The sequence below is a fragment of the Phytohabitans flavus genome, assembly GCF_011764545.1.
GTDB lineage: Bacteria > Actinomycetota > Actinomycetes > Mycobacteriales > Micromonosporaceae > Phytohabitans > Phytohabitans flavus.
In genome coordinates, this window is the sequence record NZ_AP022870.1 from 1034670 (window position 1) to 1059995 (window position 25326).

The window sequence follows — 25326 nt, forward strand, 5'->3', positions numbered from 1 at the left end:
GGACCATCAGCGCGGCCGGTGGCTGCGGATCCACCGGGCCGCGCCGTCGCCACTGAGCTCCCGTCGGCTGGCCTGGTCAGGTCAGGGCGGTCAGCACGGTGGCCATGTCGTCGTAGGTGCCTCGCACGCCGTCAACGTTGCCCAGGCGGTGACGCTCAAGGCGGATCCCACCGATGTGCCGGGCCTCGTAGATGCCAGAACGGAGCACCGAGGCCGGCGAATGATCCAGCGACCCGTAGGTCTCCCAGAACGCGTCCCGCTCGGTGCCCGGCTTTGCTGTCGCCATACGGATCGTCCAGTCCGCTGCTGGATCTCCCCACCACGTACGGTCCATGTCGAACACCCCGACGATCGTCGGCTCCGTCGCACGGTTAGCGAGCATCACGTTGACAGTCCACAAGTCACCGGGGAGCATGCGCGGCTCCGTGATCTCGTCCAAGGCGGCGTGGTGATGGCTGGCCACTGTGGCGACCTTGCGTAGGTCCGAGGCGTCCAAACCGACGCTGTCGAGGTCGTCGGCGATGTTCTCCAACGACGCAGTTACCGCTGCGCTCCACCGGTCGTAGACAGGGCCGGCGACGGGGCCAAAGTGCGGTCCACACACCGCATGCACCTGCCGGGCGATCACACCCATTTGGCGGAAGAAGCCCGGCCAGGTCGAACGGGGGTAGTCGCCAAGCCGCTTCGCGGCAGGAACGCCGTCAAGCAGGCTCTGGACCATGTAGTCCCGTCCGATCACCTTCTGAGACCAGTCCGCAGCGATGACCCGAGGCATCAACGGCGCCAGTGGCGCCAACCACGGCAGACTGGCGTACTCGTTACGCATCAACTCCCGCTCACTGCGGAACTGCCTGCCAGGCTCTGGCGCAACCCGCAGGACCACCGGGCGCTCCTGCCCAGCCAACGCCACCCGATAGGTGCTGTTGTACATGCCTCCGCCCAACTCGGTGGCTGAGGCGACACGGACGTCAGTACCGAAGACGCGACCGCAGATTGCCTGGATCTGCTCGGCGGTCACCGACTGCTGAAAGGTGTGCGGGGGACGCTCAATCGGGCGGAACTCCATACAACTCCCTGAAGCGGCAGGGGCACGTTCAGCCTTGCCGGCGATGAGCTCGGAGGTCCTCTCAGCCGCTCACATGAGCAGATGCCAGGCGCAATATAACTCGTGGATCACGAGTGGCGGACCAGTACGCTGCTCCCGTGGACAAGCCGGGAATTCGTGTTCGTTTCGCCCCATCGCCGACCGGGATGTTTCACGTCGGAAACGCCCGCTCGCTGCTGTTCAACTGGGTCTTGGCCCGGCAGTCGGGCGGGACGATGGTGCTGCGGATCGAGGACACGGACGCGGCGAGGAACCGGCCCGAGTGGGTGCAGGGGATCCTGGACGCGATGGCCTGGCTGGGGGTCGGCGTGGACGAGTATGAGGGGCCGCTGTTCCAGTCTGACTACGCCTCGCATCATCAGGACGCGATCTCGCGGCTGTTGGCGGCGGGGCTGGCGTACTACTGCGACTGCTCGCGGGAGCAGGTCGTTGCGCGTACCGGTAGTCCGCACAAGGGTTATGACGGCTTCTGCCGGGACCGTGGTCTGAGCGCCTGGCGAGGGCCGGGCGGTGCGGTTCCGGACCCCGGGCGATGGCGTGACCACGGTTGTTGACCTTGTTCGCGGGAAGCCGACGTTCGAGAACGGGTTGATTGAGGACTTCGTGATCGAGCGGGGCGACGGATCGCCGGTGTTCCTGCTGGCCAACGTCGTAGACGACGTGGTTATGGGCATCACCCACGTGGTCCGGGCCGAGGAGCACCTGCCGAACGCGCCCAAGCAGCAGATGCTGTGGGAGGCGCTTGGGGCGCAGCCGCCGATCTGGGTGCATGCCCCGATCCTGGTCAACGAGAAGCGGCAGAAGCTGTCCAAGCGCCGCGACCGGGTGGCGTTGGAGGACTTTCGCGCCGAGGGCTACTTGGCCGACGCGATGCGGAACTACCTGATGCTTCGCGGCTGGGCGCCCGCAGGTGACCGGGAGATCGTGCCCTGGGAAGACATCGTGGCGGAGTTCCGGCTGGAGGAGGTAAATCCGTCGCCGGCGTTCTTCGATGTGGCGAAGCTGCGGGCCTTCAACGGCGACTACATCCGCGCCATGTCGGTCGAGGAGTTCATTCAGTCGTGCCAGCCGTGGCTGCGGGGTGAGTCCGCGCCCTGGCCGGGGCAGCAGTACGACGATGGCGCGTTCGCGGCGGTCGCTGAGCTGGCTCAGACCCGGATGGCGGTGCTGTCCGAGGTCGTACCTATGGTGGACTTTTCTGTTCCTGACCGAGCCCGCGGTTGACGAAGCGGCGTGGGTGAAGGTGATGACCGCGACCGCCCGGCCGCTGCTGATGTCGGCCACAGCCGCTTACAGGACGGTTGAGTGGCGTGCCGAGGTGTTGAAGGCGGCGCTGGAGGCGATCGGTGCAGAGCAGGGGTTGAAGCTGGGCAAGGTGCAGGCACCGGTGCGGGTAGCGGTCACCGGCCGTACGGTGGGTTTGCCGCTGTTCGAGTCGCTGGAGGTGCTGGGACGCGACCGGACTCTCGGCCGGCTGCTGGCTGCGTTGGATCGGCTCGGCTGACACGTCGACGTGCTGACACGTGCTTCGCTGACGGCGGCGTGAGGCGTTCGGTGCCGAATGGAGCGTCGAGATCGCCGGAATCGGTGCCCAGGTGCTCGTCGCTGAAGCGAAACACCTCAGGGGCCAGGACCGCGAGCGGACCGTCGTCCGGTAGGAGAGCGCCTCAAGGTTGCCGTGACTAACCACCCTCGTACTGACGGAGCGATCGTGACGTGTCCCTGCTCGGGCGCATTCTCGGTGGCGACTTAGTGATCCCCTTGCCAGCGGACGCCGGTCCGGAGGTTGGCGGCGTGCGGCGGTACGCGCTGTGTGGACGGCGCGGCCTTTATCGGAGGTGAGCCGAGGTTGATGTCATCTACGGAGCTCGACCGCCGTTAGGCAGGACGTGGCCGATGCGACGAGCGCCCGCGATGTGACGGCCGAGGTGATGGCCGATTCAGCTGTTCGCCTGACCCCAGCTGCGCCTTCAGTGATCGGTGGGCTTGCCCGCTTTCTCCGGAGGAGAACCGGCTCGTCTCCCCGATCGAGGCTGGCGAACTGACGTATCGCTGATGGTCGGCTCGCGCCAATAGTTGATGAGGCGGCGTCAGCCGGCCGATGCCGGGCGGCGGGCGCCCCGCAGGAAGACGCCGGTCATCGCCGCGCTCGCCTCCTCGACGCCGAACCGGCCGCGCAGCACCCGCCGGACCGTCGCCTCGAGTAGGCCGATGTAGATCTCGACCAGGGTCTCGATCGGCAGGTCGGCCCGGAACGCCTGCTCTGCGTCGCCGCGCCGGAAGAGGGTGCGGATCGGCTCGATGAGGACCTGGTCGGCCTCCGCGAGGTCGCTCGGGCTCTTTTCAAAGAGGGTCAGCGCCCGGTACTTGCTGGTCGCGGCGAGCATCGCGCGGGTCAGCCGGGCGATCGCCTCGTCGATGGGGACGGTGTCCACCTTGGCGTCGGCGATCCGGCTCGACAGGTCGGCGAACGCGACCTCGGTGAGCGCCCGCAGCAGTGCCTGCCGGTTGGGGAAGTAGCGGTAGAGCGTGGCCCGGGAAACGCCGGCCGCCTCGGCGATGTCCGTCATGCTGGCCTGCTCGCCACGCTCGGCGAGCAGCGCCGCGGCCACATCGAGCATGCCGGCCGCGATGTGGTCGCGCAGGACGGGACTCCTGGTCATCGCGCTGAAGGCTACGCGTCGCCCCTCGGCGTTGACAATGCTGCGTCGAGATTGAGACAGTGTGTCTCGTAGACGAGTCGCGCTGTGCCTGTATCGATGGAGTGGAGTCTTACTCGTGGCGAGGTACCTGTACCGTCTGGGCCGGTTCGCATTTCAACGGCGGCGCCTGGTGGCGGCCATCTGGGTGGGACTGCTGGCGGTCCTCGGCGTCGCCGGCGCCACGATGGCCGGTACGCCGTCGGACGAGTTCGCCATCCCCGGCACCGAGTCGCAGCAGGCGATCGACCTGCTGGGCGAGCGGTTCCCGGAGGCCGCCGCGGACGGCGCGGTGGCGCGCGTGGTGTTCGCCGCACCGGACGGGCGGCGCCTGACCGACCCGGCGTACCAGCAGCAGGTCCAGCAGGTCCTCGCCATGCTGCGCACCGCGCCGCAGGTCTCCGCCGTGAGCGACCCGTTCGGTGGGGGAGCGGTCAGCCCGGACGGCAGCGTGGCCTTCGCCCAGGTGCGCTACGTGGTGCAGGACGCGGATCTCACCGAACCCGCCCGGGCCGCGCTGAGCGACGCCGCGGCCGCCGGCCGGGCCGGCGGCCTGATCGTCGAGATGGGCGGCGGCGCGGTCGAGCAGGAGGCCGACCTCGGCGCCGCGGAGATCCTCGGCATCGCGGTCGCGGCTGTCGTGCTCGTGGTCACCTTTGGCTCCCTGATCGCGGCTGGCCTGCCGCTGCTCACCGCACTGCTCGGCATCGCCATCAGCCTGGCGGCGGTCACCCTGGCCACCCGCTTCGTCGACCTCAGCGCGGACGCGCCCGCGCTGGCCATGATGATCGGCATCGCCGTCGCGATCGACTACGCGCTGTTCATCGTCTCCCGGTACCGGCAGGAGGTCCGCACCGGCCGGGACCACCTGGACGCGGCCGGTACCGCGGTCGGTACCGCCGGATCCGCCGTCGTCTTCGCCGGGCTGACCGTCATCGTCGTGCTCTCCGGCCTGACCGTCGTGAACATCCCGATCCTCACCCAGATGGGCCTGACCGCCGCCTTCGCGGTCGCGGTCGCCGTGGTCATCGCGCTGACCCTGCTGCCGGCCATGTTCGGCTTCACCGGCCGGCGGATCGCCGGTAGCTGGCTGCGGGGCCAGCGCGAGCCCGACCCGCTGACCGGCGTCCGACCGACCATGGGCGCGCGCTGGGCCCGGTTCGTCGTCCGTCGCCCGGTGGCGGTGCTCCTGGTCGCGGCCGTCGGCCTCGGCGTGCTGGCGGTCCCCGCGATGGACCTGCGGCTGGGCCTGCCCGACGACGGCACCGCCGCGCCGGACACCACCCGGCGCAAGGCATACGACCTGCTGACCAGCGGTTTCGGGCCGGGCTTCAACGGGCCGCTGACGATCGCCGTCGACGCGGCCGGCAACGCCGACCCGCAGGGCGCCGCACGGCAGATCGCGACCGCACTGGCCGAGGTCGACGGCGTCGTCGCCGTCGCCGACCCGGTCTTCAACCAGGCCGGCGACACCGCGCTGCTCACCGCCGTCCCAGCCAGCGGCCCGAGCAGCGCGGCCACCGAGGAGCTGGTCGCCGCCCTCCGCGAGACCGCCGTCGGTCTCGAAGCCCGCACCGGCACCGACATCGCCGTCACCGGGCAGACCGCCATCGACATCGACATGTCCCACCGGATCGGCGACGCCCTCCCGCCCTATTTGGCGATAGTCGTCGGCCTCGCCTTTATTCTTCTGATGCTCGTCTTCCGGTCGATCCTGGTGCCGCTCAAGGCGACCCTCGGCTTCCTGCTGAGCGTCGCGGCCACGTTCGGCGCGGTGGTCGCGGTCTTCCAGTGGGGCTGGCTCTCCGAGCTGTTCGGCGTGGCGGAGCCCGGCCCGATCATGAGTGCGCTCCCCATCTTCCTCATCGGCCTGGTGTTCGGGCTGGCGATGGACTACCAGGTCTTCCTCGTCACCCGGATGCGGGAGGAGCACGTACACGGCGCCGAACCCAGCCAGGCGATTGTGAGCGGCTTCACCCACAGCGCCCGCGTGGTCACCGCCGCCGCGGTCATCATGATCGCCGTCTTCTCCGGCTTCATGCTCGCGCCGAACCCGCTGATCAAGTCGGTCGGCTTCGCCCTCTCCGCCGCGGTCCTCTTCGACGCGTTCGTCGTCCGGATGGCCATCGTCCCCGCAGTCATGGCCCTGATCGGACGCGCCGGCTGGTGGCTGCCGCGCTGGCTCGACCGGCTCCTGCCCGACGTGGACGTCGAAGGCCAGCGGCTGGAGCGCCGGCCGGACCCGCTGCCCGAGCCCTACGTGCCACCACGCGAACCTGAGACCTCACTGCGCTGACCATGAATCCACAGTGGATGCCGAGAGTGCGGAAGGACAGGAACATGGACGAGACACGACAGGCGGACCAGGCCGTCGGTGGCGGTGTCACCCGGCGCGGCCTGCTCGCCGGCACCGCGGTCGCGGCCGGTGCCGCCGCCGGACCGGCCGGCACCACCGCCGCGCCAGCGGACCGGGCGGTGGACGTCACGCTGACGGTCAACGGGCGAGCCAAAAGCCTGCGGCTCGACCCCCGGGTCACCCTGCTCGACACCCTCCGGGACCGGCTGGGCCTGACCGGTACCAAGAAGGGCTGCGACCGCGGACAGTGCGGCGCCTGCACCGTGCACGTCGACGGCCGCCGGGTGCTGTCCTGCCTCACCCTCGCGGCGAGCGTCTCCGGCAGGCGGGTGACCACCATCGAAGGGCTCGCCGACGGTGGCCGGCTGCACCCGGTACAGCAGGCCTTCGTCGACTGCGACGGCTTCCAGTGCGGCTTCTGCACACCCGGCCAGATCATGTCCGCGGCCGCGCTGGTGACCGAGGGACACACCGGCTCCGACCACGAGATCAGGGAGTACATGTCCGGCAACATCTGCCGCTGCGGCGCGTACCCGAACATCGTCGCGGCGGTGCGGGCGGTGGCCGGCTGATGCGGCCGTTCGCGTTCGAGACACCCGCCAGCCTCGACGAGGCGCTGCGCCGGGCCGGCGACGACACCCAGTTCCTGGCGGGCGGCACCACCCTGGTGGACCTGATGAAGCTGGAGGTGATGACGCCGAGCCGGCTCCTGGACATCGGCCGGCTACCGCTTCGCGGCATCCGCGTCCACGGACACACCCTCCACATCGGAGCCGGCGAGCGGATGAGCGACGTGGCCGGGCACGACCTGGTCGTCCGCTCCTTCCCGGTCATCGCGGAGGCGCTGCGGCTAAGCGCCTCGCCGCAGGTGCGCAACATGGCCACCATCGGCGGGAACCTGCTGCAGCGCACCCGGTGCGGCTACTTCCGGGACACCGCCACACCCTGCAACAAGCGCGACCCCGGCAGCGGATGCCCGGCCATCCACGGCGAGAACCGCACGCACGCCATCCTGGGCACCAGCGACGACTGCGCCGCCACCCACCCCAGCGACCTGGCGGTGGCACTGGTCGCCCTCGACGCCTCGGTGCACCTGGCCAGCCGGGACGGTACCCGCCGCGTCCGGCTCGCCGATTTCTACCACCTGCCGGGCCGCACCCCGCACGTCGAACACGACCGGAGCCCGGGCGAGCTGATGACCGCGGTGACGGTGCCCGCACTGCCCTGGGCACGCCGCTCGACGTACGTGAAGGTCCGCGACCGCAGCTCGTACGAGTTCGCCCTCACCTCCGTCGCCCTCGCCCTGGACCTGCATGGCGGCACCATACGGGCGGCGCGGGTCGCCGCCGGCGGCGTGGCGACCAGGCCGTGGCGACTGTCCGCCGTCGAGCGGGCGCTGACCGGGAGACCGGCCCGGCTGGAGACCTACGAGGTGGCCGCCGCGCACGCCGCCGAAGGCGCCCGGCCCTTGACACACAACGGGTTCAAACCCGAGCTGCTGCGGCGCACCGTCGTCCGCGCACTCGTCGAGCTGGGCGGCCGCGCATGATCGCGCCAATCATGGGTACCGCGGTCGACCGCGTCGATGGCCCGGTGAAGGTCACCGGCGCGGCCCGGTACGCGGCGGACGTCGCGCCACCGCACCTCACGCACGGCTACCTGGTGACCAGCACGGTCGCCGCCGGCACCATCCGGGGCATCGACCTGAGCGCCGCCGGCCGCTCGCCCGGCGTCATCGCCATCTACACCCCGACAACCCGCTGCGCCTGAACGACCAGCCACCCGGCCTTTCCACGCTGCTCGGCGAGGCGCGGCCGCCGCTGCAGGACCACGAGGTGCGCTACCACGGCCAGATCATCGGCCTCGTCGTCGCCGCCAGCTTCGAGCAGGCCCGCGACGCCGCCGCCCTCGTCACGGTCGACTACGACGCCCGGACGCCGAACGCCTCCTTCGCCGGCAACCACGACCGCGCCGTCGCACCGCCCCCACCGGCCTGCCGCTCGGCCAGCCGGTCGACATCCTCGCCGACGGCGTCAGCTCGATCGACGAGGCCCTGCGCGCCAGCGACGTGACGCTGACCGGCACGTACGACCTGCCGCCGCGCCACCACAACGCGCTCGAGCCGCACGCCGCGGTCGCCATGTGGCGGGACGGCCAGGTGACCATCCACAGCGCCACCCAGGGACCGTCCGCACACGCGCTGGAGATCGCCGCGGCACTGGGCGTCGGCCCCGACGCCGTACGGGTCGTCTCCCCCCACGTCGGCGGCGGCTTCGGCGGCAAGGCATTCACCTGGGCGCCGACCCTGCTCGCGGCCGCCGCCGCCCGCGAGCTCGACCGCCCGGTCAAGGTGGTGACCACCCGCGAGCAGCTCTTCACCGTCACCGGGCACCGCTCCGCCGTGCACCAGCGCCTCACCCTCGGCGCCCGGGCCGACGGTCGGCTCAACGCCGTCAAACACGACTCCATCAGCGAAGCGATCGTGGAGGATCCCGGCATCCGCGCGACGCTGCATTTCTACGCCACGCCCAACCTGCACGCCGGCCTGCGGATCACGGCCGGCATGGACCTGCCGCGTACCACGATCATGCGGGCGCCCGGCGACGAGACCGGCTCGTTCGCGCTCGAGTCCGCCATGGACGAGCTCGCCGAACGGCTCGGCATGGACCCCATCGACCTGCGACTGGCCAACTACCTCACGCACGCCCACAGCGCCGACCCGGCTGGCCGGCTGCCGTACTCCAGCAAGCACCTCGACGAGTGCTACCGCGTCGGCGCGCGACGCTTCGGCTGGCATCGCCGCGACCCTCAACCACGCGCGGCCAGCGACGGCGACTGGTTCGTCGGCATGGGGATGGCCACCGCCGTCCTCGGCGCCGCGCGAGCCGAAGCGGCGATCCGCGTCCACTTCCACGCCGACGGCACCGCCAGCGTGGCCACCTCCACCGCCGACCTCGGCACCGGCATGTGGACGGTCCTGGCCGTCATGGGCGCGGACAGCCTCGGCATCCCCATCAGCCGGGTCCGGCCCGCGATCGGCGACTCCCGGCTCCCGGTCGGCGCGGGCAACGCCATCTACGGCGCGATCGGCTCCGCCGCCACGGCGACGGTCGCACCAGCCGTCGGCGCCGCTACCCGCGACGCGATCACCGCCCTGATCCACCACGCGGTGACCCACCGCCGCTCGCCCCTGCAGGGTCTGGACCCCGGCGAGGTGCGCTACCGGCACGGAACCCTCACCGGCGGCGGACGCACGGTCGGCTTCGGCGAGCTGCTGACCGCGACCCGCACCGACAACCTCGGCGCCACCACGGCCAGCGGCCCGCCGGCGACACAGCCGCACACCTTCGCCTCGTACGCCGCGCACTTCTGCGAGGTGCGGGTGCACCGGTGGACCGGTGAGACCCGGATGTCCCGACTTACCTCGGCAGTCGACGCCGGCGCGATCGTCAACCGCAAGGCCGCCAGAAACCAGATCATCGGCGGTCTCGTCTTCGGCACCGGTGCCGCGCTGCTGGAGGCCAGCCACGTCGAACCGGCAACCGGGCGGATCGCGAACGCCAACCTCGCCGACTACCTGCTGCACGTCAACGCCGACATCCCCGACATCGACGTGCACTTCCTCGACCACCCCGACACCGCCTTCAGCGCCGTCGGAGCCCGCGGCATCGGCGAGCTCGGCACGATCGGGGCCGCCGCGGCCGTCGCCAACGCCGTCTACAACGCCACCGGTACCCGCATCCGCGCCCTGCCCATCACCCCCGACAAGCTTCTCCAGTGAGTGGTCACGACGCCCGCGCCGATGAGCGTCTATCTGATCTTGTCCCGACCACGGTGCGCCGCGAAGCTCGAAAGACGGCGGCAGCGCCCGCCCGCGAACCGATCTGGTGCCCGCCCGGTGCGCGGGCGGAGCGGCTGACGGTACGAGGCTTGGCGGGACACGTCACGACGCGGGCCAGACGCCGGCCGCCACTCCATAGCCTGGCCAAGATGACAGGCGAAGAGGCGGTCAACGCACACTGATCACGGCGACCGGGAACTTCCGGTCGGTGTTCTTCTCGTACTCGGCGGCGTCCGGCCAGTACGCGCGCCACACGCCGTACAACCGGTCCCAGTCGTCGTCGCGGCCGGGGCGGACCACGCGGTTGTCCGCCTGCACCGTGTCCGTGCCCAGCTCGATGGTGACAGGGCCGTCGATGGCCTCCAGGTTGGCGATCCACTGCGGGTCGTGCGGCGCACCGCCGGCGCTGCCGCAGACGATGTACGAGTCACCGTAGGGCGCCGCGACAAGCGGGTGGACGTACTGTTTGCCGGACTTGCGGCCGCGGATGTGCAACAGGAGGGTCGTCTTGCCCTCCCAGTGACCGCTGAGCACGCCATCGTTGGTCCTGAAGCTCTCGATCACCGTGTCGTTGAAGGACGCCATGTCGCGTACGTTAGTTGACGGCGGGAATTTCCGCCCGTGCTGTGGTTCAACATGGTTCAGCGCACGACCCCAGCTGCGCCTTCAGTGATCGGTGGGCTTGTCCGTTGGCTCCGGAGGAGAACCGGCTGGTCGCCCCGATTGAGGCTGGTGAGCTGACTTATCACTGATGGCTGGCTGCGCGTTGGTGAGGCCCGGGTGACCTTTGCTACGGCAGTTCGAGGAATTCGCGCAATGCTGCTTCGACGGCGTTCATGGTCGTGTACGAGACGAAGCCGTGGTTGTCGCGCAGCGCCGTCCGGTCCAGGATCTGCACGACACTGTGAATTCTGACGTACGCGCCGGTGAGCGGGTCGTCGGCATCGAGACGGACGACCAGGTGGTTGGGGTGCGGTACGTCGCGAACGACGGTCAGGGCCCAGATAGCGAGTTCTTCGACGCTGTTGTACTCGTCGTTGCTGATCACCAGGACGCGATGCTGACTACCGCCGCGTAGGAGGGTCCAGACCTGCCCGCGCCTTACCACTGGGCGTCGCGTAGGGCGATGTCGTTGCTGTGTTCGATCATCGCCTGGTCGTCCTCGGCCTGCTGTGCCGACCGGCGGCGCATGTACTCTCCGTAGGCTTGAGCTGCCGCCCGCTGCCGCTCGCGGCGTGCCTGCGGCAGGACGCGCCGCACGGCGTCGACGATGGCGGCGGACGCGTTGCCCTGGCTTTGTAGGTAGGCGGCGACGTCGTCGGGCACGCTGATGCTGAGCTTGACGGTCATACTTTTATGCTACCGCTCGACCCGCCGAGGCGGGTGCCGTGCGAGGGCCCGCCATCGCCCGACGCGACAAGCGTGCCAAGGGTGACCGAACCAGCTGGTCGGAGGCCCGTCGCCAGCGTCTGGCCTCGCCGACGCTGTGGGCAGTCTTTCAACATTGTGATGCGTACAACCCACCTAGGGCCTTAAATCAATGTCCGACCCCTCGAGGCTGCGGCCGACTCGCGCGGAACAGCCTCGACCGGGGTGCACGACGCAGGCGTTCAGCTGGGGCCGTTGGCGCAGCTCGTACACGACGGCTTCGAGGATGCCTCAGTTGCCGCCATGGCCGTTGACAATGAGCAGGTTGCGGGCTGCTGTGGCGCGCATGTATTCGCCGCAGATTGCGTCGGCGAGTTCGGTAAGTACCCGGATGGGGGAGGTGACGGTGCCGGGCGACCGGGCGTGTTCGGGCGACAGGCCGTATGTGACGGCCAACAGTGCCTACAGGTCGTGGGTGTCGCCGAGCCGGTGCTCAGCACGGTGGAGATCCGTTGGTAGTGAGCCGGCCGATCTGCCAGGCCCGTGCTGCGGTCACAGTTGGCTCCGGCGGCCAATCCGAATGAGGAACTCGTTGTCCTCGTCGAAGGTGTCGTTGGCGCTGAACCTGGCTAGCACGTGGGTAGCAGCCGCTTCGAACTCGGCGAGCCGGTCGCCGAATAGGTGTGGCGCGGCGAAGGAGGTCGAGTAGAGGTAGCCGAGGATGCTCTCGGTGGACCAGGTCCGGTGGACGGGGACGCGTAGCTCGTCGACCTGGTTGAAGGTGGACTCTTGCATGATTTCGCTGTAGGGCCGGTTGTGGTGGTTGAAGACTGCGGCGCCGGCGCGGCGCTGCTCGCCTAGGAAGTCCTGGATGACTGCGCGCATGGCAGCCTTCCATGGGCTGCCAGCGGTCCAGAAGCTGTTGTCGCCGAAGATCGCTACGGCGCCGTCCGGAGCGACCTGGTCATCGAGTCGGGCGAGCACCGAGGGCTGGTCGAGCCAGTGGAACGCGCGGCAGATGGCCACCAGGTCGGCGCGCCAGCCCTCGGGCGGTGTGAACTCCTCGGCGGACCGGCGCTGCAGCACCATCCGCGTTCCCGCGGGTACTGCGGGGCGCACGGCTCTCTCAGCGGCGGCGAGCATCTCCGCATCGGTGTCGATGGCGATGATGTCATCGAACCGAGATAGAAGCGCCTCGACGACTAAGCCGGTGCCGGTGCCGACGTCAAGGAGCCGCCTTGGATGGCGTTCCGGGGCGGCGGCGGCCAGAATCTGGGCCACCTGGTCGGGGATTCCAGGCCGGTACTTGCGGTAATGCTCGACGGTGCCGGCAAACGTGCTCATTGGTGCCTCCTCGCGCATAGGTTACGGATACGTCCAGCGGCGGCTGCAAGGTCCACGGCCACTCGCACGTTGGACCTATCGAGAGGTGTAGTTGGGGAGTTTGGCCGGCCGCCAGCCACCGAGATAGCACGTGCCTCGGCCTGTGCTGCGCCGAGGCGGTCGCCAATATGCATGATCTGGCCGGCCGCTGTCAGCCAGGCTCCGGTAGAGCCGTTCGAACTCGGTGTGTTTCTCGCCAGTACGGATCATCGGCTGCCTCCCCATGCCACCGAGCCGGATCTGCTTAGTCGAAGAGCCGGCCCAGGAGTGCGCCTTGACCGGACTGCAGAATGTGCGCCGCCTCAAGCGGTACCCAGAAGCATTCGAAGTGGGTAGGCTCCCGCTCGCCGTCGTGGTCCTCCTGGCTCGCCCACCGCTCGGGCGCGGACTCAACGAGCTCCAGGTGGAAGACGTGACGCTTCTGAATCTCGAACCGGTACGGGCTGATGTCGTACTCGACCTCGCCCAGCTTGCCGACGACCTTGAACTCCTTCAGCCCGATCTCCTCGCGGGCCTCGCGCAGAGCTGCGTCCTCCGGAGTCTCACCAGCGCGGACACTGCCCGCCGGCACCTGAATGCCCGCTTCTTCGTAGCTGTAGTCGGTGTGCCGGAAGACGAGCAGCCGCCCGTCCCGCACGATGTAGCAGAGCACCTTGTCCTTCATGACCTTCTCAGGCATGCCGTCCTCTCGTTGTTGTCGGAGCGTGAGGCCAAGTCGGCCAGCCAGCCAGGTCTTGAACCGAAAGCGTCACGTCGGCCGCGTCCGTCGCGAACCGTGTGATCTGTCAGCTCAGATGTATCCGCCAGCCTCAACGCTCCACCTCGCCAGCTGTTAGGGCGCGGCGGCGCGGTGACCGTCATGGCGTCAGCTCGCGGCGTAAGACGGTGGCGACCGCACGGGTGTGGACGATGCCTTCGCGTGCGAGCTGAGCGTGAGCGGTTGTGCAGCTGATTATGGTCAGGTGGTCGGCGGTGGGGCAGACGCCGTCGTCGATGGCGACGGATACGTCGGCCCCCGATGCGGCGACGAACTCGCGGACTTCGTCGATGCTGATCGAGGGTCCGGGACCGTCGGTGCCGGAGAAGTTGGCGGAGGTCGCCGCGATGAGGGTCGGGGTGCGATTCGCCAATTCGCCGAGTAGGCCTGGGTCACAGGTGACGAGGGCGTCGGGTGTACCTGCCGCGGCGCAGGGCTCGCCTTCGGCCGTGTCCCGCCAGGGCAGCCGCAGTGCGAGGTCGCCGGGCCAGAATGCCCCTCGCTGCTCATCCGAAAGCGCTGCCGGGCCGTTGCCGTGGAAGGGGTGACCAATACGAGTGACTTGTCTGCTGGCCGCCGCTTCGCGGCAAAGATTCGGGCGCAGCGTCGGCGTTGGCCGCGTTGCAGCACAGCATGTACCAGCGGCGTGTGGGGACGATGGCTAGGCCGCCGGCTTCGATGGTGCGCGCCGCGAGGTCGAGTTCGGCCGCCGTGACTATCCGCATCGGCTGACTCCAGACGAATTGAGTTCTGCGACGGGAACGAGGCGTTCGGTGGCCAGACTGGCGCGTGCCAGCCTCGGCCAGGCCGTCGGTTGGGATGCGTTCCGTACCGCAGCAAGAAGCTGGTCTTCGCAGGCGTTGTGCGCGTCGCCCCACAGACGAATTGACGGAAACTGCGCGCTCCGCAGCGTTGCCATGATTGTGAGCGCCGCGTCTCGGACCAGACCGCATGGGATGTTCATGGGCTAGGGCCAGACCACGGTGGACCGGAGTCCGGTGTATTCCAGCCAAGGATCCCGGAGCGCCTGCAACCGCTGTCTGGCATGTGTTGCGTGGGAGACCCGGAAGTAGGCCATTATTCGCGGTACCGCAGAAGTGTTGTGGCCTACTGTATGTGGCACGAGGTGGTGCATGAGTAGAACGTCGCCGGGCATGCCGAGCAGTGGCGTGCCGTGCTCGGCGTCGATCTGTGGTGGTACCTGGTCTGTCAGGCCCAGTGACCACTCGGTTCGGAACCATTCGGCCATCCGCAGGTGCCCGCCGGGGACGTTCCGCAACGGACCAGCATGCGGTTCGGTGATGTCGGACAGGACGACGCCGACCAGGAGGGTGAAGGTCCGCAGTTCGTCCGGGTCGAGGTGTGGGCAGGCGACGCCGTCGACGTGCATGGCCTTTTCCGGCTGCACGATGCCCGCGTCCGACTCGGGAACGCGGATCTGGATCTGTGCGGTGGTCACGGGTTGGACGTCGTCGACGAGTGAGGTCACGAGGTTGGCGACGCCGGACTCGTGGAATAGCGCGTGCAGATCGTGGTGGTCTGCAAGCTCGGGTGCGAATGTCCGCTGGGTATAGGAGCCGATGAGGGCGGGCTCCATCTCGGCACGGTACCAGGCGTCGACCATCGACCGTGCGCGGTCGACCAGATGCGCGGGACGAAGCCGCGTCGGACGACGGCGCCGTCCCGCATAAAATCGGTCTTCTCCTACGAACTCAGAGCGGCGGCGAGCATTGTTCCTCCAGGCTCCCGTGGGGCTACGGGTCGGGTTTGGCCAGGCGGGCGAGGACGCCGGGGCAGCGGTCGAGTGCGCTGACGACGATCTGCTCGCCGAGCTCGGCGGTGGCCTGTCGCGGGTCACCACCGATGATTCCGAGTTGCGCCATCGACCGGTCGTCGGATTGCCACGGCCAGGTCACGCCCCGATCGAGGACGAGTCCCCGGATACTGGGAGCGTGTGCCGACCGTGCACGCCGAGGCGCGGCGCTGCCCCTCGCCCGGCGTAGGTGCGCGGCCGGGCGTCGTCGACCAGCCACCCGGTTTCCGGATACGCCGCGTCCGGCGCCAGCCGGTGCCCGGCCACCGACCCTCGTGTCCCGGGCAATCCGCGCCCCAGGTACTGGTCCGAATTTGTCGCCGTGGGCCTGATCTCCTACGCCGTTACGCCGTCAACGGCTTTGATTGAGAAGGAGACTCCAAGTTCGTCTTCGACGTGGGGCACGTCGACGGGGTTGCCTTCGGTGATCGTGGTGGCAAGAACCGCCTCGGCGATGGCCCGCTCGTGGCCGCGTACCGCGTCGGCTGTTTCGCCGTCTGCGCTCCAGACGAGGTGGATGCGATCGGTGATTGCGAGATCGGCTCGTTTGCGTGCCTCTTGGACCAGTCGGATCACTTCACGGGCTAGGCCGGCGCGTCGCAGTTCCGGGGTGATGGTGGTGTCCAACGCGATCGTGACGCCTCGGTCCGTGGTGACGGCCCAGCCGGTGCGTGGCGTCTGGGTGACGATCACGTCGTCGTCGGTGATGTCGACTGACTCGTTGCCGACCGCTAGGGACACGGTGCGGCCGTCGCGTACTGCCTCAGCGAGCGCAGCGGGTTCGGACTGCGCGATGGCGGCGGCTACCTGCTGAGTGAGTGAGCCGAAGCGCTTACCGAGCTGCCGGAAGTTGGCTTTGACGGTGATGTCGACGACCTCGCCGGCGCCGTCTAGCGCCGCGAGGTCGCGCACGTTGAGTTCCTCGCTGACATAGGCGAGCAGCTCGGGTGGTGGCATCTGGCGGTCTGATACAGCGATGAGCCCGGCGGCGAGGGGCTGGCGGAGGCGGACGTTGCTGGCCTTGCGCGCGGCGCGGCCGGCGTCGACCAGCGCGCGGACGGTGGTCATCTGGGTGCGTAGCTCGTTGTCGAGGGCGGTCGGGTCCGGCGTTGGCCAGGTGGCAAGGTGGACGGAGTCAGGCGCGGTGGGATCGCCGGGGCGGACCGCGTGCTGCCAGACGTGTTCGGTGATGAAGGGTACGAACGGCGCCATCAGCCGGGTTAGCACGTTGATCGCCTCGTGCATGGTGGTCAGGGCAGCGGGGTCGCCGTTCCAGAACCGGTTGCGGGACAGTCGCACGTACCAGTTGGACAGGTCGTCGACGAACTGGCTCAGCGCCCGTCCGGCGCCGGCGGTGTCGAAGTCCTCCAGGGCGGCATCCACGACATCGACGATGTGGTGCAGTTCGGCGCGTAGCCACCGGTCGAGCGGGCTCAGCTCCACAGTGGTCGGATCGGTTGGTGGAGTCCAGCCGCTGGCGTCGGCGTAGAGAGTGAAGAACGAAACGGTGTTCCAGTAGGTCAGCAGCACCCGACGGACGATCTCGTCCAGGGGCGTGTCACCGACGCGTCGGGACACCCACGGGGAGCCGGCGCAGAGCATGTACCAGCGCAGCGCGTCGGCGCCGTGCTTGTCCATGAACGGGATCGGTTCGATGACGTTGCCCAGATGCTTGCTCATCTTCCGGCCGTCCTCGGCCACGATGTGGCCAAGGCAGAGCACGTTCTCGTAGGACGACCGGTCGAACACCAGGGTGCCGGCGGCCATAAGGGTGTAGAACCAACCGCGGGTCTGGTCGATCGCCTCGGCGATGAACTGCGCCGGATAGGCGGAGGCGAACTCCTCCTCGCTGCCGGGCGCGAAGGGGTAGCCGAGCTGGGCGAAGGGCATTGACCCGGAGTCGAACCAGGCATCGATCACCTCGGGCACCCGCACCGCTTGCGCCTGGCATTGCGGGCAGCTGAAGACGATCTCGTCGATGTAGGGGCGGTGCGGATCCAGGTCGGAAAGGTCCCGTCCGGCAAGCGAGCCGAGTTCGGCACGTGATTGCACGCAGGTCAGGTGACCGGCCTCGCAGCGCCACAGCGGTAGCGGCGTGCCCCAGTAGCGGTTGCGCGACAGCGCCCAGTCGATGTTGTTGTCCAGCCAGTCACCGAACCGGCCGTGCTTGATGTGCTCGGGAAACCAGTTGGTGCGCTCGTTCTCCCGCAGCAGAGCGTCCTGGATTTGGGTGGTGCGGATGTACCAGGACAGTTGCGCGTAGTACATCAGCGGCGTGTGGCAGCGCCAGCAGTGCGGATAGCTGTGCTCGAACTCGCCAGCGCGCAGCAACAGCCCCCGCTGTTCCAGCTCCTTGACCAATACCGGGTCGGCGTCCTTGAAGAACCGTCCACCGACCAGATCAATGTCGGCGGCGAAGCGCCCGTCCGGACCGATCGGGTTGACCACTGGCAGTCCGTACCCGCGGGACGCGGCCAGGTCGTCCGCACCGAAGGCGGGCGCCTGATGGACCAGGCCGGTGCCGTCCTCGGTGCTGACGTAGTCGGCCAGCAGAACGAAATGCGCCCCGGGGATGTCCACCAGATCGAACGGACGGCGGTAGCGCACGTGCTCCAGGTCCCGACCGGGCAGGGCCGCCAACACCTCAGCGTCCTCACCCAGCACTGACCGCAGTAGGGGCTCGGCGACCATAAACGTCCCGGCAGGCACCCGGGCGATGGCATAGGTGACGTCGGGGTGCACGGCGACTGCGGTGTTGGACACCAGCGTCCACGGTGTCGTCGTCCAGATCAGCAGCTCGACACCGCTGAGGCCGGCGACTTCGCCCTCGACCGGCATCCGTACGAACACCGACGGGTCCTTGACCACCTCGTAGCCCTGCGCTACCTCGTGGTCGGACAGACCGGTCCCGCAACGTGGACAGTACGGGGCTACCCGATGATCCTCGGCCAGCAGGCCCTTGTCGAAGATCTGCCGCAGCGCCCACCACACGCTCTCGATGTACGCGGGCGTCATCGTCCAATAAGCGGCGGACATGTCCACCCAGTAGCCGACCCGCTCGGTCATCGCCTCGAAGTCACCGACGTGGCGCTGCACCGACTCCCGGCAGCGGGCGTTGAACTCGGCGATGCCGACCCGCTCGATGTCCTGCTTGCCGGACAGCCCGAGTTCCTTCTCCACCGCGATCTCGACCGGCAGCCCGTGACAGTCCCAGCCCGCCCGGCGCGGAACGTGATACCCCTTCATGGTCTTGAACCGGGGGAACACGTCCTTGAACACCCGCGCCTCGACGTGGTGCACTCCAGGACGGCCGTTCGCGGTCGGTGGCCCCTCGTAGAACACCCATTGCGGCCGGCCCTCGGTCTGGGCCAGGCTACGCCGAAACACGTCGTGCTCCTGCCAGAACGCGAGCACGTCATGATCGATAGCCGGCAGGTCGACCCGTGCGGGTACCACGGTGAAGGGGGAACGGTCTGACACCTGCTACTCCTCGACGAATCGGCCGCTCACGGCGAACGTCCGAGGCAGGATCGTAGCCGCAACCACCCGGTTTGACTGGTTCATTACCGCTACTGCGTTGCCGAACACCCGGATGTCCGGCTGCCGGGTTGGGCATGATCGAGCGTACCCGGGCAGTAGGACTGGCTCTGGGAAGCATCGCCCTGTTCGCCGGCCAGGTATCCGCGGCCCCGGCCGCACCCTTGCTCAGCGACTTTCAATGTCTTTGGTTGGGATGGCGGCCCGCATTTGTCGTGGGCGATAAGACTGGGGGTGGGACTTCGCGGTTATCAGTGCCGGCCGAAGGTCGCCACGTACAAGGGCGCTATTTCGTGATCGGCAACATCAAGCGCTTTGCACATGGCGATATCGTTCATCGCCGGTGTTTGGAAAGCCTTGAGACCAAGAGCGGACGCGATCAACAGGGCAGTTTGCATGAATGCGCCGCATTCGGTCAGGACAAAGCGGTAGGCACGTGAGAACCGGTACTTCCACATGTACTGCTGCCAGTCGACGCAGATGACGAGCATGATCGGTGCGTGGTTGACATAGCTCTGCCGCCACAGGAGTGCATCAAATTGGTCCAGTTCGGTCGCGGTACGGATGAGCCCGAGTTCGTGTGCGTTGGAGTCGTAGTGGTAAACGGCATAGTTCTTCCGCAGTTCCTCTGGGGCGCCTTCCATACCGGTGATTAGGTAGGCGTGGAACGGCGCGCCAAGGCTGTACGACTGGCTGGTGTAGAGGTACGGATCGCTTGCCGGAAATCTCGGCTTGAATGTCAAGCCGAGAATTGTTGCTACGTCATCAATGTTGATGCGGCTGGTACGAAAGTCGCGGCTGGTGCGGCGGCCGTCGTGTGCTCGCCAGTAGTCCACTCCGAGGTCGGTCGGCTCGGGAAGGCTCACCGTCTCGGTCCGCACTGGCCGCCGTCGCATCGGGCGGGGGGAGTCCGGCTGCACATTCTTTGTGACGTGGTATCTCGTCATGACCTGGGGATTGCCGCTGTAGTCGTGGCTCCAGATCATCCCGCGGGTAGCCATGTGGAGATCGAGCGCGTCTTCCCAACCCACGTCGAGCCAACTCCGTTCGCCCAGGGTGAGTATGGCTGGTTCTGGTAGCCAGTAGCCGTAGCTAACAAGGTGGCCGACCAGCGTGGCGGCCTCAACGGTGGAGGTGCGTAGTCCCTGTTCGAGCTGCCGGCGTGCATCGATCACGGTGGTGGTGCGCGGCATGGTAGCGAGCAAACCCGCGAGGTCGGCCGAGTCGGTGATGAAGTACTCGCGGTCCGAGCCCTGTCCCCAAGCGATTTGGTAGGCATCATCACGGGCGGCCCGCACAACAAGGTTGGGGCCAGGTGCAGCGCCGCCTGGTCGTCAAGTGTTTGTGGCACTATCGGACTCCTTCCGCACCGATGCCGATGGCGTATAGCGGCCCCTCACGGCAGTCGTCCTCAAGCCCGAGGAGTCCGAGAACCTCAGCGTCGTTGATGGACGGGCAGTGGTAGGCGCCCAAGCCGTGCGCGCCCGCGACCAGGTTGATCGTCTGGATGATGTGGCCCAGTTCGAGCAGGACCATGCGGTACGACCGGGGGTAGCGGTACTTCCAGTTGTGTCGTAACCATCGGCAGGTCAGCACAAGGACGGCAGGGGCCGTCACGATGCCGCCCTTGCCGAAGCACGCCTGGTCGATCTTTCCCGGGGCCCCGCTGTGAGGCAATGAGCGGAACGCATGGTGTACAGGGTCAAAATGGTAGGTCGCGGGCAGCAGCCCATCGACCGCTTTGGCGATCACGTAGCACTCGCACGGATGCCGGGCTCCGCCGGATGGATGCGCCTTGATCAGGTGGTCGCCAAGGACGCCGCCGACCATGCGCTGCACCCCGACGCTGCGCTGCAGGACCGCCTGCAGGTCGGAGAGGGCGATCTTGGGCTGACGGAACCGGTTGATCGGCGCGGCGCGGTCCAGGACGGCTGAGACTGTGATGGGCGGCGCCGCCGTCGCTGGGATCGCAAGGGCTACACCGTATCCATCGGCCGGCTTGATGGCCGCAGGCTGGGCGCCAATTGGGCCGGGGTCGGCCAGCAGTTGGCGATAATAGTCGGCATAGACCAGCTCGTTGAGGGTGTCCGGGTCAAACCTCTGACCGAAGGTGGCCGAGTGGAACGCTGCCGCATCGTCCCAGCCATACCAGGACCATTGCTCGGCCCGCGTGCGGGCCGGCTCGGTCGACTCCGGTTCAACGAGCACGGCTGCCTCGATCAGTTCGTGCAGGAGGTGCTTGGCGTCGTCGACCGCTACGCCGAGCCGCTTCTGCAACGACACCCTCAGATCCTTTTCCCAGGCGGGGGAGATGCGTCCGAGGACCCAGGCGACCAGCACCGAGGCGTTGTCACCGTTGACTTCAAGGTTCTGACGGTCGTCAGACCCGCCCCAGATCACGGCGGTGTTGTCGGGCCGGAGTCGGCTCACCCTGACGAGAGGAGAAAGTACGTACCTGCCTGAATACAAGACGTCTACACCTGACCTTTCAGCGAAAGCAGACTCCGGTCCCTACCTGTGTCGAACGTCGGTCAGTTGTTCTGCTGGATCGGACGCGCCGCCGACGAGCGCGAACGCTTGAGCGTGATCTTCCCGGTGCCCGTCTGAATCGTGGACTCAACAGTGGTGGCCTTGACACCGCCATCCTGGCCGGTGCTCGGCGTTGACTGAGCTGGTGCTGTCACTGGTACCTCCTTTCGAAAAATGAAGCGGAACTTGGCCGCGACCTGTTACCCGCGCGATGGCCGGCACGACCGCCCAACCACTACAATGCGGTTGGGTTGTCGGTGCCCGAAGTCGGACTCACACATCTTCGTCTCTCGAATGCGGCCACTACGAGAACCGTCGCGGCCGTCTGGCGAACACCCCGTGGGTGTCGACATAGGTCGGTCGATGGATTCCTTGCCGAATGGCCTGGTCGGCCAGCCGGGTCTTGAACCGAAAGCGTCGCGTCGGCCGCTTCCGAAACGCCGCGTCACCAGGCTCAGAGATGATCCCGCCGGTGGCGATAGGCCGATCCACCGGAGCCTCGGACAGCTCCTCGGCGCGAATCGTGTGATCTGTCGGCGCAGATGTATCCGCCAACGTCGGCCCTCCACCTCGCCTCTGTAGCCGCGACGCGCTAGACAGTTGGAGTCGTGAGTACATGGCCATCACTCTGCGTCCATGATTTCTCAGCACGCAGTCTCCTGGGAATGCCGACCTGCGGTCCGACCTTGTGTCCGACCTTTGGTCCGACCGGCCACCGAAGTGCGAAAACAGCGATCCACACCAAAGCTGCCGGAGAGCGATCAAGCCTGCTGTGTAGCATGCCGGAGCGGACATAGAGACGGCCGGATCGATGGTGACCTGCCCATTTTGCCAAGCCGCGAGCGCGCCTCCCGGGGGCCGTGTTTACGCGCGTACGGCGGTGACGGTGATGATGGACGGATGCGGCTGCTCATCCTCGGTGGTACCTGGTTCCTCGGACGCGCGCTTGGCGTGTTGGCGCTCGACGCCGGATGGTCCGTTACGACGTTCAATCGGGGCATCTCGGCGGCTGACCTTCCGGGTGTGCAGGCAGTCCGCGGTGACCGGGAGCGGCCGGAGGATCTGATCCGGCTCGCCGACTATGGCCCGTGGGACGCAGTCATCGACACGATCGGCTATGTGCCGCGTCAGGTTCTGGCTACGGCCACAACGCTGGCTCCGGCCGCGGGTCGGTACATCTTCGTCTCCTCCGTCAACGTCTACACCGGCTGGCCGGACAAGCCGTTGGACGACACGTCGCCGATCTTCGAGTGTCCAGCTGATGCCGATGCTGACTTCGGCGCCGACCTCGGCTATGCCGGCCAATACGGTGCGTTGAAGGCTGGCTGCGAACGTGCTGTAGTGGAGGCGTTCGGGGCCGGCCGTGCCACTATCCTCCGCCCCGGCGTGATCTTGGGACCCCACGAGTATGTCGGCCGCCTCACGTGGTGGCTGGCCCGTGCCGCCCGTGGTGGGCAGCTGCTGGTCCCCGGGCCATCGGACCGGCCGATCCAGCCCATCGATGCGCGAGACGTCTCCGCGTTTGCGCTCGGCTGCGCGTCCAACGGCCACGCCGGCTCGTTCAACCTCGCCGCACCGATTGGACATGCGACTTTCGCTGACCTTGTCAACACCTGCGTCGCCGTAACAGCAGCCGGCACTGAGCCGGTGTGGGCAGACCCTGTATGGCTGGTCCGGCAGGGTGTTCAGCAATGGACCGAGCTGCCGTTGTGGCGAACCCACGAAGGCGTGTGGAAGGTCGACAGCTCACGCGCCGAACACGCCGGGCTGCCAAGCCGGCCACTGCCCCAAACGGTCGCCGAGACGTGGGAATGGATGAACGGTGGCGGCACCGCAATCACCGGCACCGGCGAAGCCGGCCGTGTCGCGGATCATGGCCTCGCGGCAGAGCGAGAGCAAACGCTGCTACAGGCATGGATCAGACGCGACTAAGCCGGCGGCAGCTCCTGCGGCGCAGTCGCGGTAGCGACGAACAGTGCCGCCTCCTCGGCGCCATCCCGCGCCGCGAGCACAGGCTTCCAGCGGGCGGCGGAGAGCATGCCGTAGTCCTTCGGGGTTGTCTACATTTCGCCGCGGATTCTCATCCAGAGCTTGCCAAGCATATTTTGTCCAGAGCCGTCGGCGCCTTCGCCCCAGAAATAGTCGGTCGGTGAATCTTCAATAATTTCTTCGTGTCCGCTCTTGCGCAAGGCTTCTTGAGCCTCTGGGTGCTGCGCTAGCTTGGCTCGTAGGATTTCTTCCAGTACGGCCACTTTCTTTCTTCCCCAGTCGGGATCTTTAGCGGCCTCGTATGTTTCATTGGCTAGGAGCTTGGCTTCAATCGGGCTGCGAGCGTTACGGATTTCCTCCTGGCCGGCAGGATCAGTGCACTTGGCGGCCTGGTAGGCGTGCTCGGACGTTGGGTAGAGCTTCCCTCTAAATTCAATTGCATGCGCAGAGAAATTGTTGAATACGTAGAATTCGGGCGTGTAGAACCTGATTGGCATTGGCTAGGCGTCCTCGCTGTGTAGATCGTCTAGTAGGGCCGCAACGGGTTGCAGCGGTCGATGCGGCGCCAAGTCAGCACCGATACCCTTGATCTCCTCGAAGATGCGGTTCGCTCCACTGCTCCGAGCGATCGGCAGTGCGACGTGTGCGGTGCTGGCTGCTTGTTCCGGCTGGCCGTCCACAAGGTATGCCACGGCGAGGCGACTTAGCGCGGCTGCGCGATTTCGTTGGTAGACCGGTGGCAGGGTACGAAGGGCATCCTCGTACAGCCTGATCGCCTTCTTCGGCTTGCCGGTCGTCAGCCAGCAAGTCGCGCGCTCGATTTCGATGTGGCCGGGTGTGCAGTACGAGCCATGTCCCTCGTGTGCGTCCCCTACAGTGTCGCTAGCGGCCCAAGTGTGCGCCTCGTCAAGTAGCCGTTGTGAGGCGTACTCATCGCCGCCGAGCGCATGTCCGTAGGCTTCCTGGACGCGGATCGCCGCTCGTGTTGGTGTCGCCAGTTGTTCCTCATTGCGCCGCGCTGCTTGGGCGAGCCCGATGGCCTGTGCGGCGTTGGGCGTGGCGGCGGCCTGCTGAGAGCGCCGGAACATTGTCCAGGCCACCATGCGCTCGTCGTCGCCTTCGTGTGCCCACTCCATTGCGAGGTTCGTCCAGTACCGGGTCTGGGCTATGTTGCCTGCGTCCTCGTACAACCAGGCGGCAGATTCGGCGTACTGCGCGCCGAGTCGCACGACCTCGAGTCGCTGCTCGTCCCGCAGGACCGACCGCAGGGCCTCTACGACCGAGATCTGGTTGAGCACCCCTGCCAGCGCGAAACGTGGGCCAAGCAGGTTGTCGGTCTTGACCAACGCATGCCACTGCTCACGCAGGTGGAGCAAGATCTGCTCAAGGTGGGCAGGCGACGTGATCGCTAGGCGTTTTGCCGAACTAGGCTGCTGCGCATTAGGTATCGGTCGAATCGGTCGTGGTGCGAGCTGTGACGGGCGATGCACCCAGCCGCCAGGTGAACCATGAAAAGGCCCCTCCTGGACTCGGTCGCTGCGTCGTTGTACGTAGAGGCCGAGTTGGGTGTCGGTGGTGGCGCCGAGGACGTGGCGGAGGGCTGCGCGGCGTTGGTCGCTGGGCCAGCGGGTTTCGCCGCGTTCGAGTTTGCCGATCCAGCGGAAGTCGACGTAGTGGGCGGTGAGGTCCCGGCCGGGGTAGAGCCGGTCAAGGGCTGCGTTGATTGCGTCGGCCAGTTCGGGCCGGGACATGCGCTGGCCGGGCCGAAGCGGGGACGCCATCTGCAGGCGCGAGTCGCTGAGCAGGGTGTTCGGTGTGATCACCGCGTCGGGATGGCGAGGCATCTACTTCCCCAAAAACAGCCGGTCGAGCAGGGCAGATGCAAGCTGCCCAGCCATCGCTGCGGCGGGGTGCAGCCATGTATCAGCCTATCGGTCGCCTGGGATAGC

At 67.6% G+C, this 25326-nt stretch carries 25 protein-coding genes and 2 pseudogenes; 10 read left to right on the forward strand and 17 right to left on the reverse strand.

The window, feature by feature from the left end:
* Positions 1 to 76: 76 nt before the first annotated feature.
* Positions 77 to 1066, reverse strand: a complete 990-nt coding sequence (locus Pflav_RS04380; protein ID WP_173033933.1) for a phosphotransferase family protein — start codon at positions 1064 to 1066, stop codon at positions 77 to 79.
* 185 nt (positions 1067 to 1251) lie between these two features.
* Here Pflav_RS04380 and gltX point away from each other — a divergent pair.
* Together gltX and Pflav_RS44845 are read left to right on the forward strand one after the other, a co-directional pair.
* A pseudogene (gene gltX / locus Pflav_RS04385) lies at positions 1252 to 2609 on the forward strand (glutamate--tRNA ligase).
* A gap of 459 nt (positions 2610 to 3068) precedes the next feature.
* A pseudogene (locus Pflav_RS44845) lies at positions 3069 to 3161 on the forward strand (DUF1684 domain-containing protein); the annotation flags it as partial.
* Positions 3162 to 3195: 34 nt separating this feature from the next.
* On the opposite strand, the gene Pflav_RS43285 reads toward Pflav_RS44845, so the two are convergent.
* Positions 3196 to 3768 (reverse strand): TetR/AcrR family transcriptional regulator, encoded by a 573-nt coding sequence (locus Pflav_RS43285; RefSeq protein WP_197937941.1) that lies wholly within the window; start codon positions 3766 to 3768, stop codon positions 3196 to 3198.
* 115 nt (positions 3769 to 3883) lie between these two features.
* Here Pflav_RS43285 and Pflav_RS04400 point away from each other — a divergent pair, with 115 nt between their 5' ends.
* The 6 genes from Pflav_RS04400 to Pflav_RS04415 all read left to right on the forward strand — a co-directional run bounded on the left by Pflav_RS04400 (position 3884) and on the right by Pflav_RS04415 (position 9941).
* Positions 3884 to 6100: an MMPL family transporter gene (locus Pflav_RS04400; RefSeq protein WP_173033935.1), complete on the forward strand. Its 2217-nt coding sequence runs from the start codon at positions 3884 to 3886 to the stop codon at positions 6098 to 6100.
* Between the two features lie 179 nt (positions 6101 to 6279).
* Positions 6280 to 6732, forward strand: a complete 453-nt coding sequence (locus Pflav_RS04405) for a (2Fe-2S)-binding protein (protein ID WP_232072624.1) — start codon at positions 6280 to 6282, stop codon at positions 6730 to 6732.
* The gene (locus Pflav_RS04410) at positions 6732 to 7709 is read left to right on the forward strand and encodes an FAD binding domain-containing protein (RefSeq protein WP_173033939.1); all 978 of its coding nucleotides are present in this window, start codon (positions 6732 to 6734) and stop codon (positions 7707 to 7709) included. Before Pflav_RS04405 ends, Pflav_RS04410 begins: the two co-directional genes overlap by 1 nt.
* Positions 7706 to 7930 carry a hypothetical protein gene (locus tag Pflav_RS47120; RefSeq protein ID WP_197937942.1) on the forward strand — a complete coding sequence of 75 codons (225 nt, stop codon included), beginning with the start codon at positions 7706 to 7708 and terminating at the stop codon, positions 7928 to 7930. The genes Pflav_RS04410 and Pflav_RS47120 overlap by 4 nt, the downstream gene beginning before the upstream one ends.
* 26 nt (positions 7931 to 7956) lie before the next feature.
* Positions 7957 to 8232, forward strand: a complete 276-nt coding sequence (locus Pflav_RS47125; RefSeq protein ID WP_269474602.1) for a xanthine dehydrogenase family protein molybdopterin-binding subunit — start codon at positions 7957 to 7959, stop codon at positions 8230 to 8232.
* A complete protein-coding gene (locus tag Pflav_RS04415; protein WP_197937945.1) occupies positions 8229 to 9941 on the forward strand; it encodes a xanthine dehydrogenase family protein molybdopterin-binding subunit in 1713 nt (570 codons plus the stop codon). Before Pflav_RS47125 ends, Pflav_RS04415 begins: the two co-directional genes overlap by 4 nt.
* 228 nt (positions 9942 to 10169) lie before the next feature.
* Here Pflav_RS04415 and Pflav_RS04420 read toward each other — a convergent pair whose 3' ends face one another.
* Positions 10170 to 10586 carry a nitroreductase/quinone reductase family protein gene (locus Pflav_RS04420; RefSeq protein ID WP_173033941.1) on the reverse strand — a complete coding sequence of 139 codons (417 nt, stop codon included), beginning with the start codon at positions 10584 to 10586 and terminating at the stop codon, positions 10170 to 10172.
* Between the two features lie 41 nt (positions 10587 to 10627).
* Here Pflav_RS04420 and Pflav_RS04425 point away from each other — a divergent pair, with 41 nt between their 5' ends.
* The gene (locus Pflav_RS04425; protein WP_332107855.1) at positions 10628 to 10753 is read left to right on the forward strand and encodes a DUF1684 domain-containing protein; all 126 of its coding nucleotides are present in this window, start codon (positions 10628 to 10630) and stop codon (positions 10751 to 10753) included.
* Between the two features lie 38 nt (positions 10754 to 10791).
* On the opposite strand, the gene Pflav_RS04430 is transcribed toward Pflav_RS04425, so the two are convergent.
* The 12 genes from Pflav_RS04430 to Pflav_RS04480 all read right to left on the reverse strand — a co-directional run bounded on the left by Pflav_RS04430 (position 10792) and on the right by Pflav_RS04480 (position 21543).
* Entirely contained in the window at positions 10792 to 11109 is a 318-nt protein-coding gene (locus Pflav_RS04430) for a type II toxin-antitoxin system PemK/MazF family toxin (RefSeq protein ID WP_173033945.1), read from the reverse strand.
* Entirely contained in the window at positions 11103 to 11351 is a 249-nt protein-coding gene (locus Pflav_RS04435; protein ID WP_173033947.1) for a hypothetical protein, read from the reverse strand. Before Pflav_RS04435 ends, Pflav_RS04430 begins: the two co-directional genes overlap by 7 nt.
* A gap of 309 nt (positions 11352 to 11660) precedes the next feature.
* Positions 11661 to 11825, reverse strand: a complete 165-nt coding sequence (locus Pflav_RS04440) for a creatininase family protein (RefSeq protein ID WP_173033949.1) — start codon at positions 11823 to 11825, stop codon at positions 11661 to 11663.
* A 96-nt stretch (positions 11826 to 11921) separates the two neighbouring features.
* Positions 11922 to 12713 (reverse strand): class I SAM-dependent methyltransferase, encoded by a 792-nt coding sequence (locus Pflav_RS04445; protein ID WP_173042228.1) that lies wholly within the window; start codon positions 12711 to 12713, stop codon positions 11922 to 11924.
* 283 nt (positions 12714 to 12996) lie between these two features.
* On the reverse strand, positions 12997 to 13431 hold the full coding sequence (locus Pflav_RS04450) for an NUDIX hydrolase (protein ID WP_173033951.1): 435 nt from the start codon (positions 13429 to 13431) through the stop codon (positions 12997 to 12999).
* A gap of 178 nt (positions 13432 to 13609) precedes the next feature.
* Positions 13610 to 13882 carry a hypothetical protein gene (locus tag Pflav_RS04455; RefSeq protein WP_173033953.1) on the reverse strand — a complete coding sequence of 91 codons (273 nt, stop codon included), beginning with the start codon at positions 13880 to 13882 and terminating at the stop codon, positions 13610 to 13612.
* Between the two features lie 594 nt (positions 13883 to 14476).
* The gene (locus tag Pflav_RS04460) at positions 14477 to 15133 is read right to left on the reverse strand and encodes a phytanoyl-CoA dioxygenase family protein (RefSeq protein WP_197937952.1); all 657 of its coding nucleotides are present in this window, start codon (positions 15131 to 15133) and stop codon (positions 14477 to 14479) included.
* Between the two features lie 130 nt (positions 15134 to 15263).
* Positions 15264 to 15392: a hypothetical protein gene (locus tag Pflav_RS47130; RefSeq protein ID WP_269474454.1), complete on the reverse strand. Its 129-nt coding sequence runs from the start codon at positions 15390 to 15392 to the stop codon at positions 15264 to 15266.
* Positions 15393 to 15658: 266 nt separating this feature from the next.
* A complete protein-coding gene (ileS, locus tag Pflav_RS04465; RefSeq protein ID WP_173033955.1) occupies positions 15659 to 18802 on the reverse strand; it encodes an isoleucine--tRNA ligase in 3144 nt (1047 codons plus the stop codon).
* A gap of 308 nt (positions 18803 to 19110) precedes the next feature.
* Positions 19111 to 20157 carry a SagB/ThcOx family dehydrogenase gene (locus Pflav_RS04470; RefSeq protein WP_173033957.1) on the reverse strand — a complete coding sequence of 349 codons (1047 nt, stop codon included), beginning with the start codon at positions 20155 to 20157 and terminating at the stop codon, positions 19111 to 19113.
* 52 nt (positions 20158 to 20209) lie between these two features.
* Complete coding sequence (locus Pflav_RS04475; RefSeq protein WP_173033958.1) at positions 20210 to 21289, reverse strand: SagB/ThcOx family dehydrogenase; 1080 nt, start codon at positions 21287 to 21289, stop codon at positions 20210 to 20212.
* A 101-nt stretch (positions 21290 to 21390) separates the two neighbouring features.
* A complete protein-coding gene (locus Pflav_RS04480) occupies positions 21391 to 21543 on the reverse strand; it encodes a hypothetical protein (protein ID WP_173033959.1) in 153 nt (50 codons plus the stop codon).
* A gap of 745 nt (positions 21544 to 22288) precedes the next feature.
* Between Pflav_RS04480 and Pflav_RS04485 the strand changes: the two genes are divergently transcribed.
* Positions 22289 to 23320 carry an NAD-dependent epimerase/dehydratase family protein gene (locus tag Pflav_RS04485; RefSeq protein ID WP_173033960.1) on the forward strand — a complete coding sequence of 344 codons (1032 nt, stop codon included), beginning with the start codon at positions 22289 to 22291 and terminating at the stop codon, positions 23318 to 23320.
* A 128-nt stretch (positions 23321 to 23448) separates the two neighbouring features.
* Here the strand turns inward: Pflav_RS04485 and Pflav_RS04490 are convergent, their stop codons facing one another.
* Positions 23449 to 23874, reverse strand: a complete 426-nt coding sequence (locus tag Pflav_RS04490) for an NADAR family protein (protein WP_173033961.1) — start codon at positions 23872 to 23874, stop codon at positions 23449 to 23451.
* A 3-nt stretch (positions 23875 to 23877) separates the two neighbouring features.
* Positions 23878 to 25200, reverse strand: coding sequence for a hypothetical protein (locus Pflav_RS04495; protein WP_173033962.1), 1323 nt, complete (start codon positions 25198 to 25200; stop codon positions 23878 to 23880).
* Positions 25201 to 25326 lie beyond the last annotated feature (126 nt).

Coding starts and splice junctions, on each gene's coding strand:
- Pflav_RS04380 (WP_173033933.1), bottom strand. CDS start 1,066: ATGGAGTTCCGCCCGATTGAGCGTCCCCCGCACACCTTTCAGCAGTCG.
- Pflav_RS43285 (WP_197937941.1), bottom strand. CDS start 3,768: ATGACCAGGAGTCCCGTCCTGCGCGACCACATCGCGGCCGGCATGCTC.
- Pflav_RS04410 (WP_173033939.1), top strand. CDS start 6,732: ATGCGGCCGTTCGCGTTCGAGACACCCGCCAGCCTCGACGAGGCGCTG.
- Pflav_RS47120 (WP_197937942.1), top strand. CDS start 7,706: ATGATCGCGCCAATCATGGGTACCGCGGTCGACCGCGTCGATGGCCCG.
- Pflav_RS04420 (WP_173033941.1), bottom strand. CDS start 10,586: ATGGCGTCCTTCAACGACACGGTGATCGAGAGCTTCAGGACCAACGAT.
- Pflav_RS04435 (WP_173033947.1), bottom strand. CDS start 11,351: ATGACCGTCAAGCTCAGCATCAGCGTGCCCGACGACGTCGCCGCCTAC.
- Pflav_RS04445 (WP_173042228.1), bottom strand. CDS start 12,713: ATGAGCACGTTTGCCGGCACCGTCGAGCATTACCGCAAGTACCGGCCT.
- Pflav_RS04450 (WP_173033951.1), bottom strand. CDS start 13,431: ATGCCTGAGAAGGTCATGAAGGACAAGGTGCTCTGCTACATCGTGCGG.
- Pflav_RS04460 (WP_197937952.1), bottom strand. CDS start 15,133: ATGGTCGACGCCTGGTACCGTGCCGAGATGGAGCCCGCCCTCATCGGC.
- Pflav_RS47130 (WP_269474454.1), bottom strand. CDS start 15,392: ATGGCGCAACTCGGAATCATCGGTGGTGACCCGCGACAGGCCACCGCC.
- Pflav_RS04485 (WP_173033960.1), top strand. CDS start 22,289: ATGCGGCTGCTCATCCTCGGTGGTACCTGGTTCCTCGGACGCGCGCTT.
- Pflav_RS04490 (WP_173033961.1), bottom strand. CDS start 23,874: ATGCCAATCAGGTTCTACACGCCCGAATTCTACGTATTCAACAATTTC.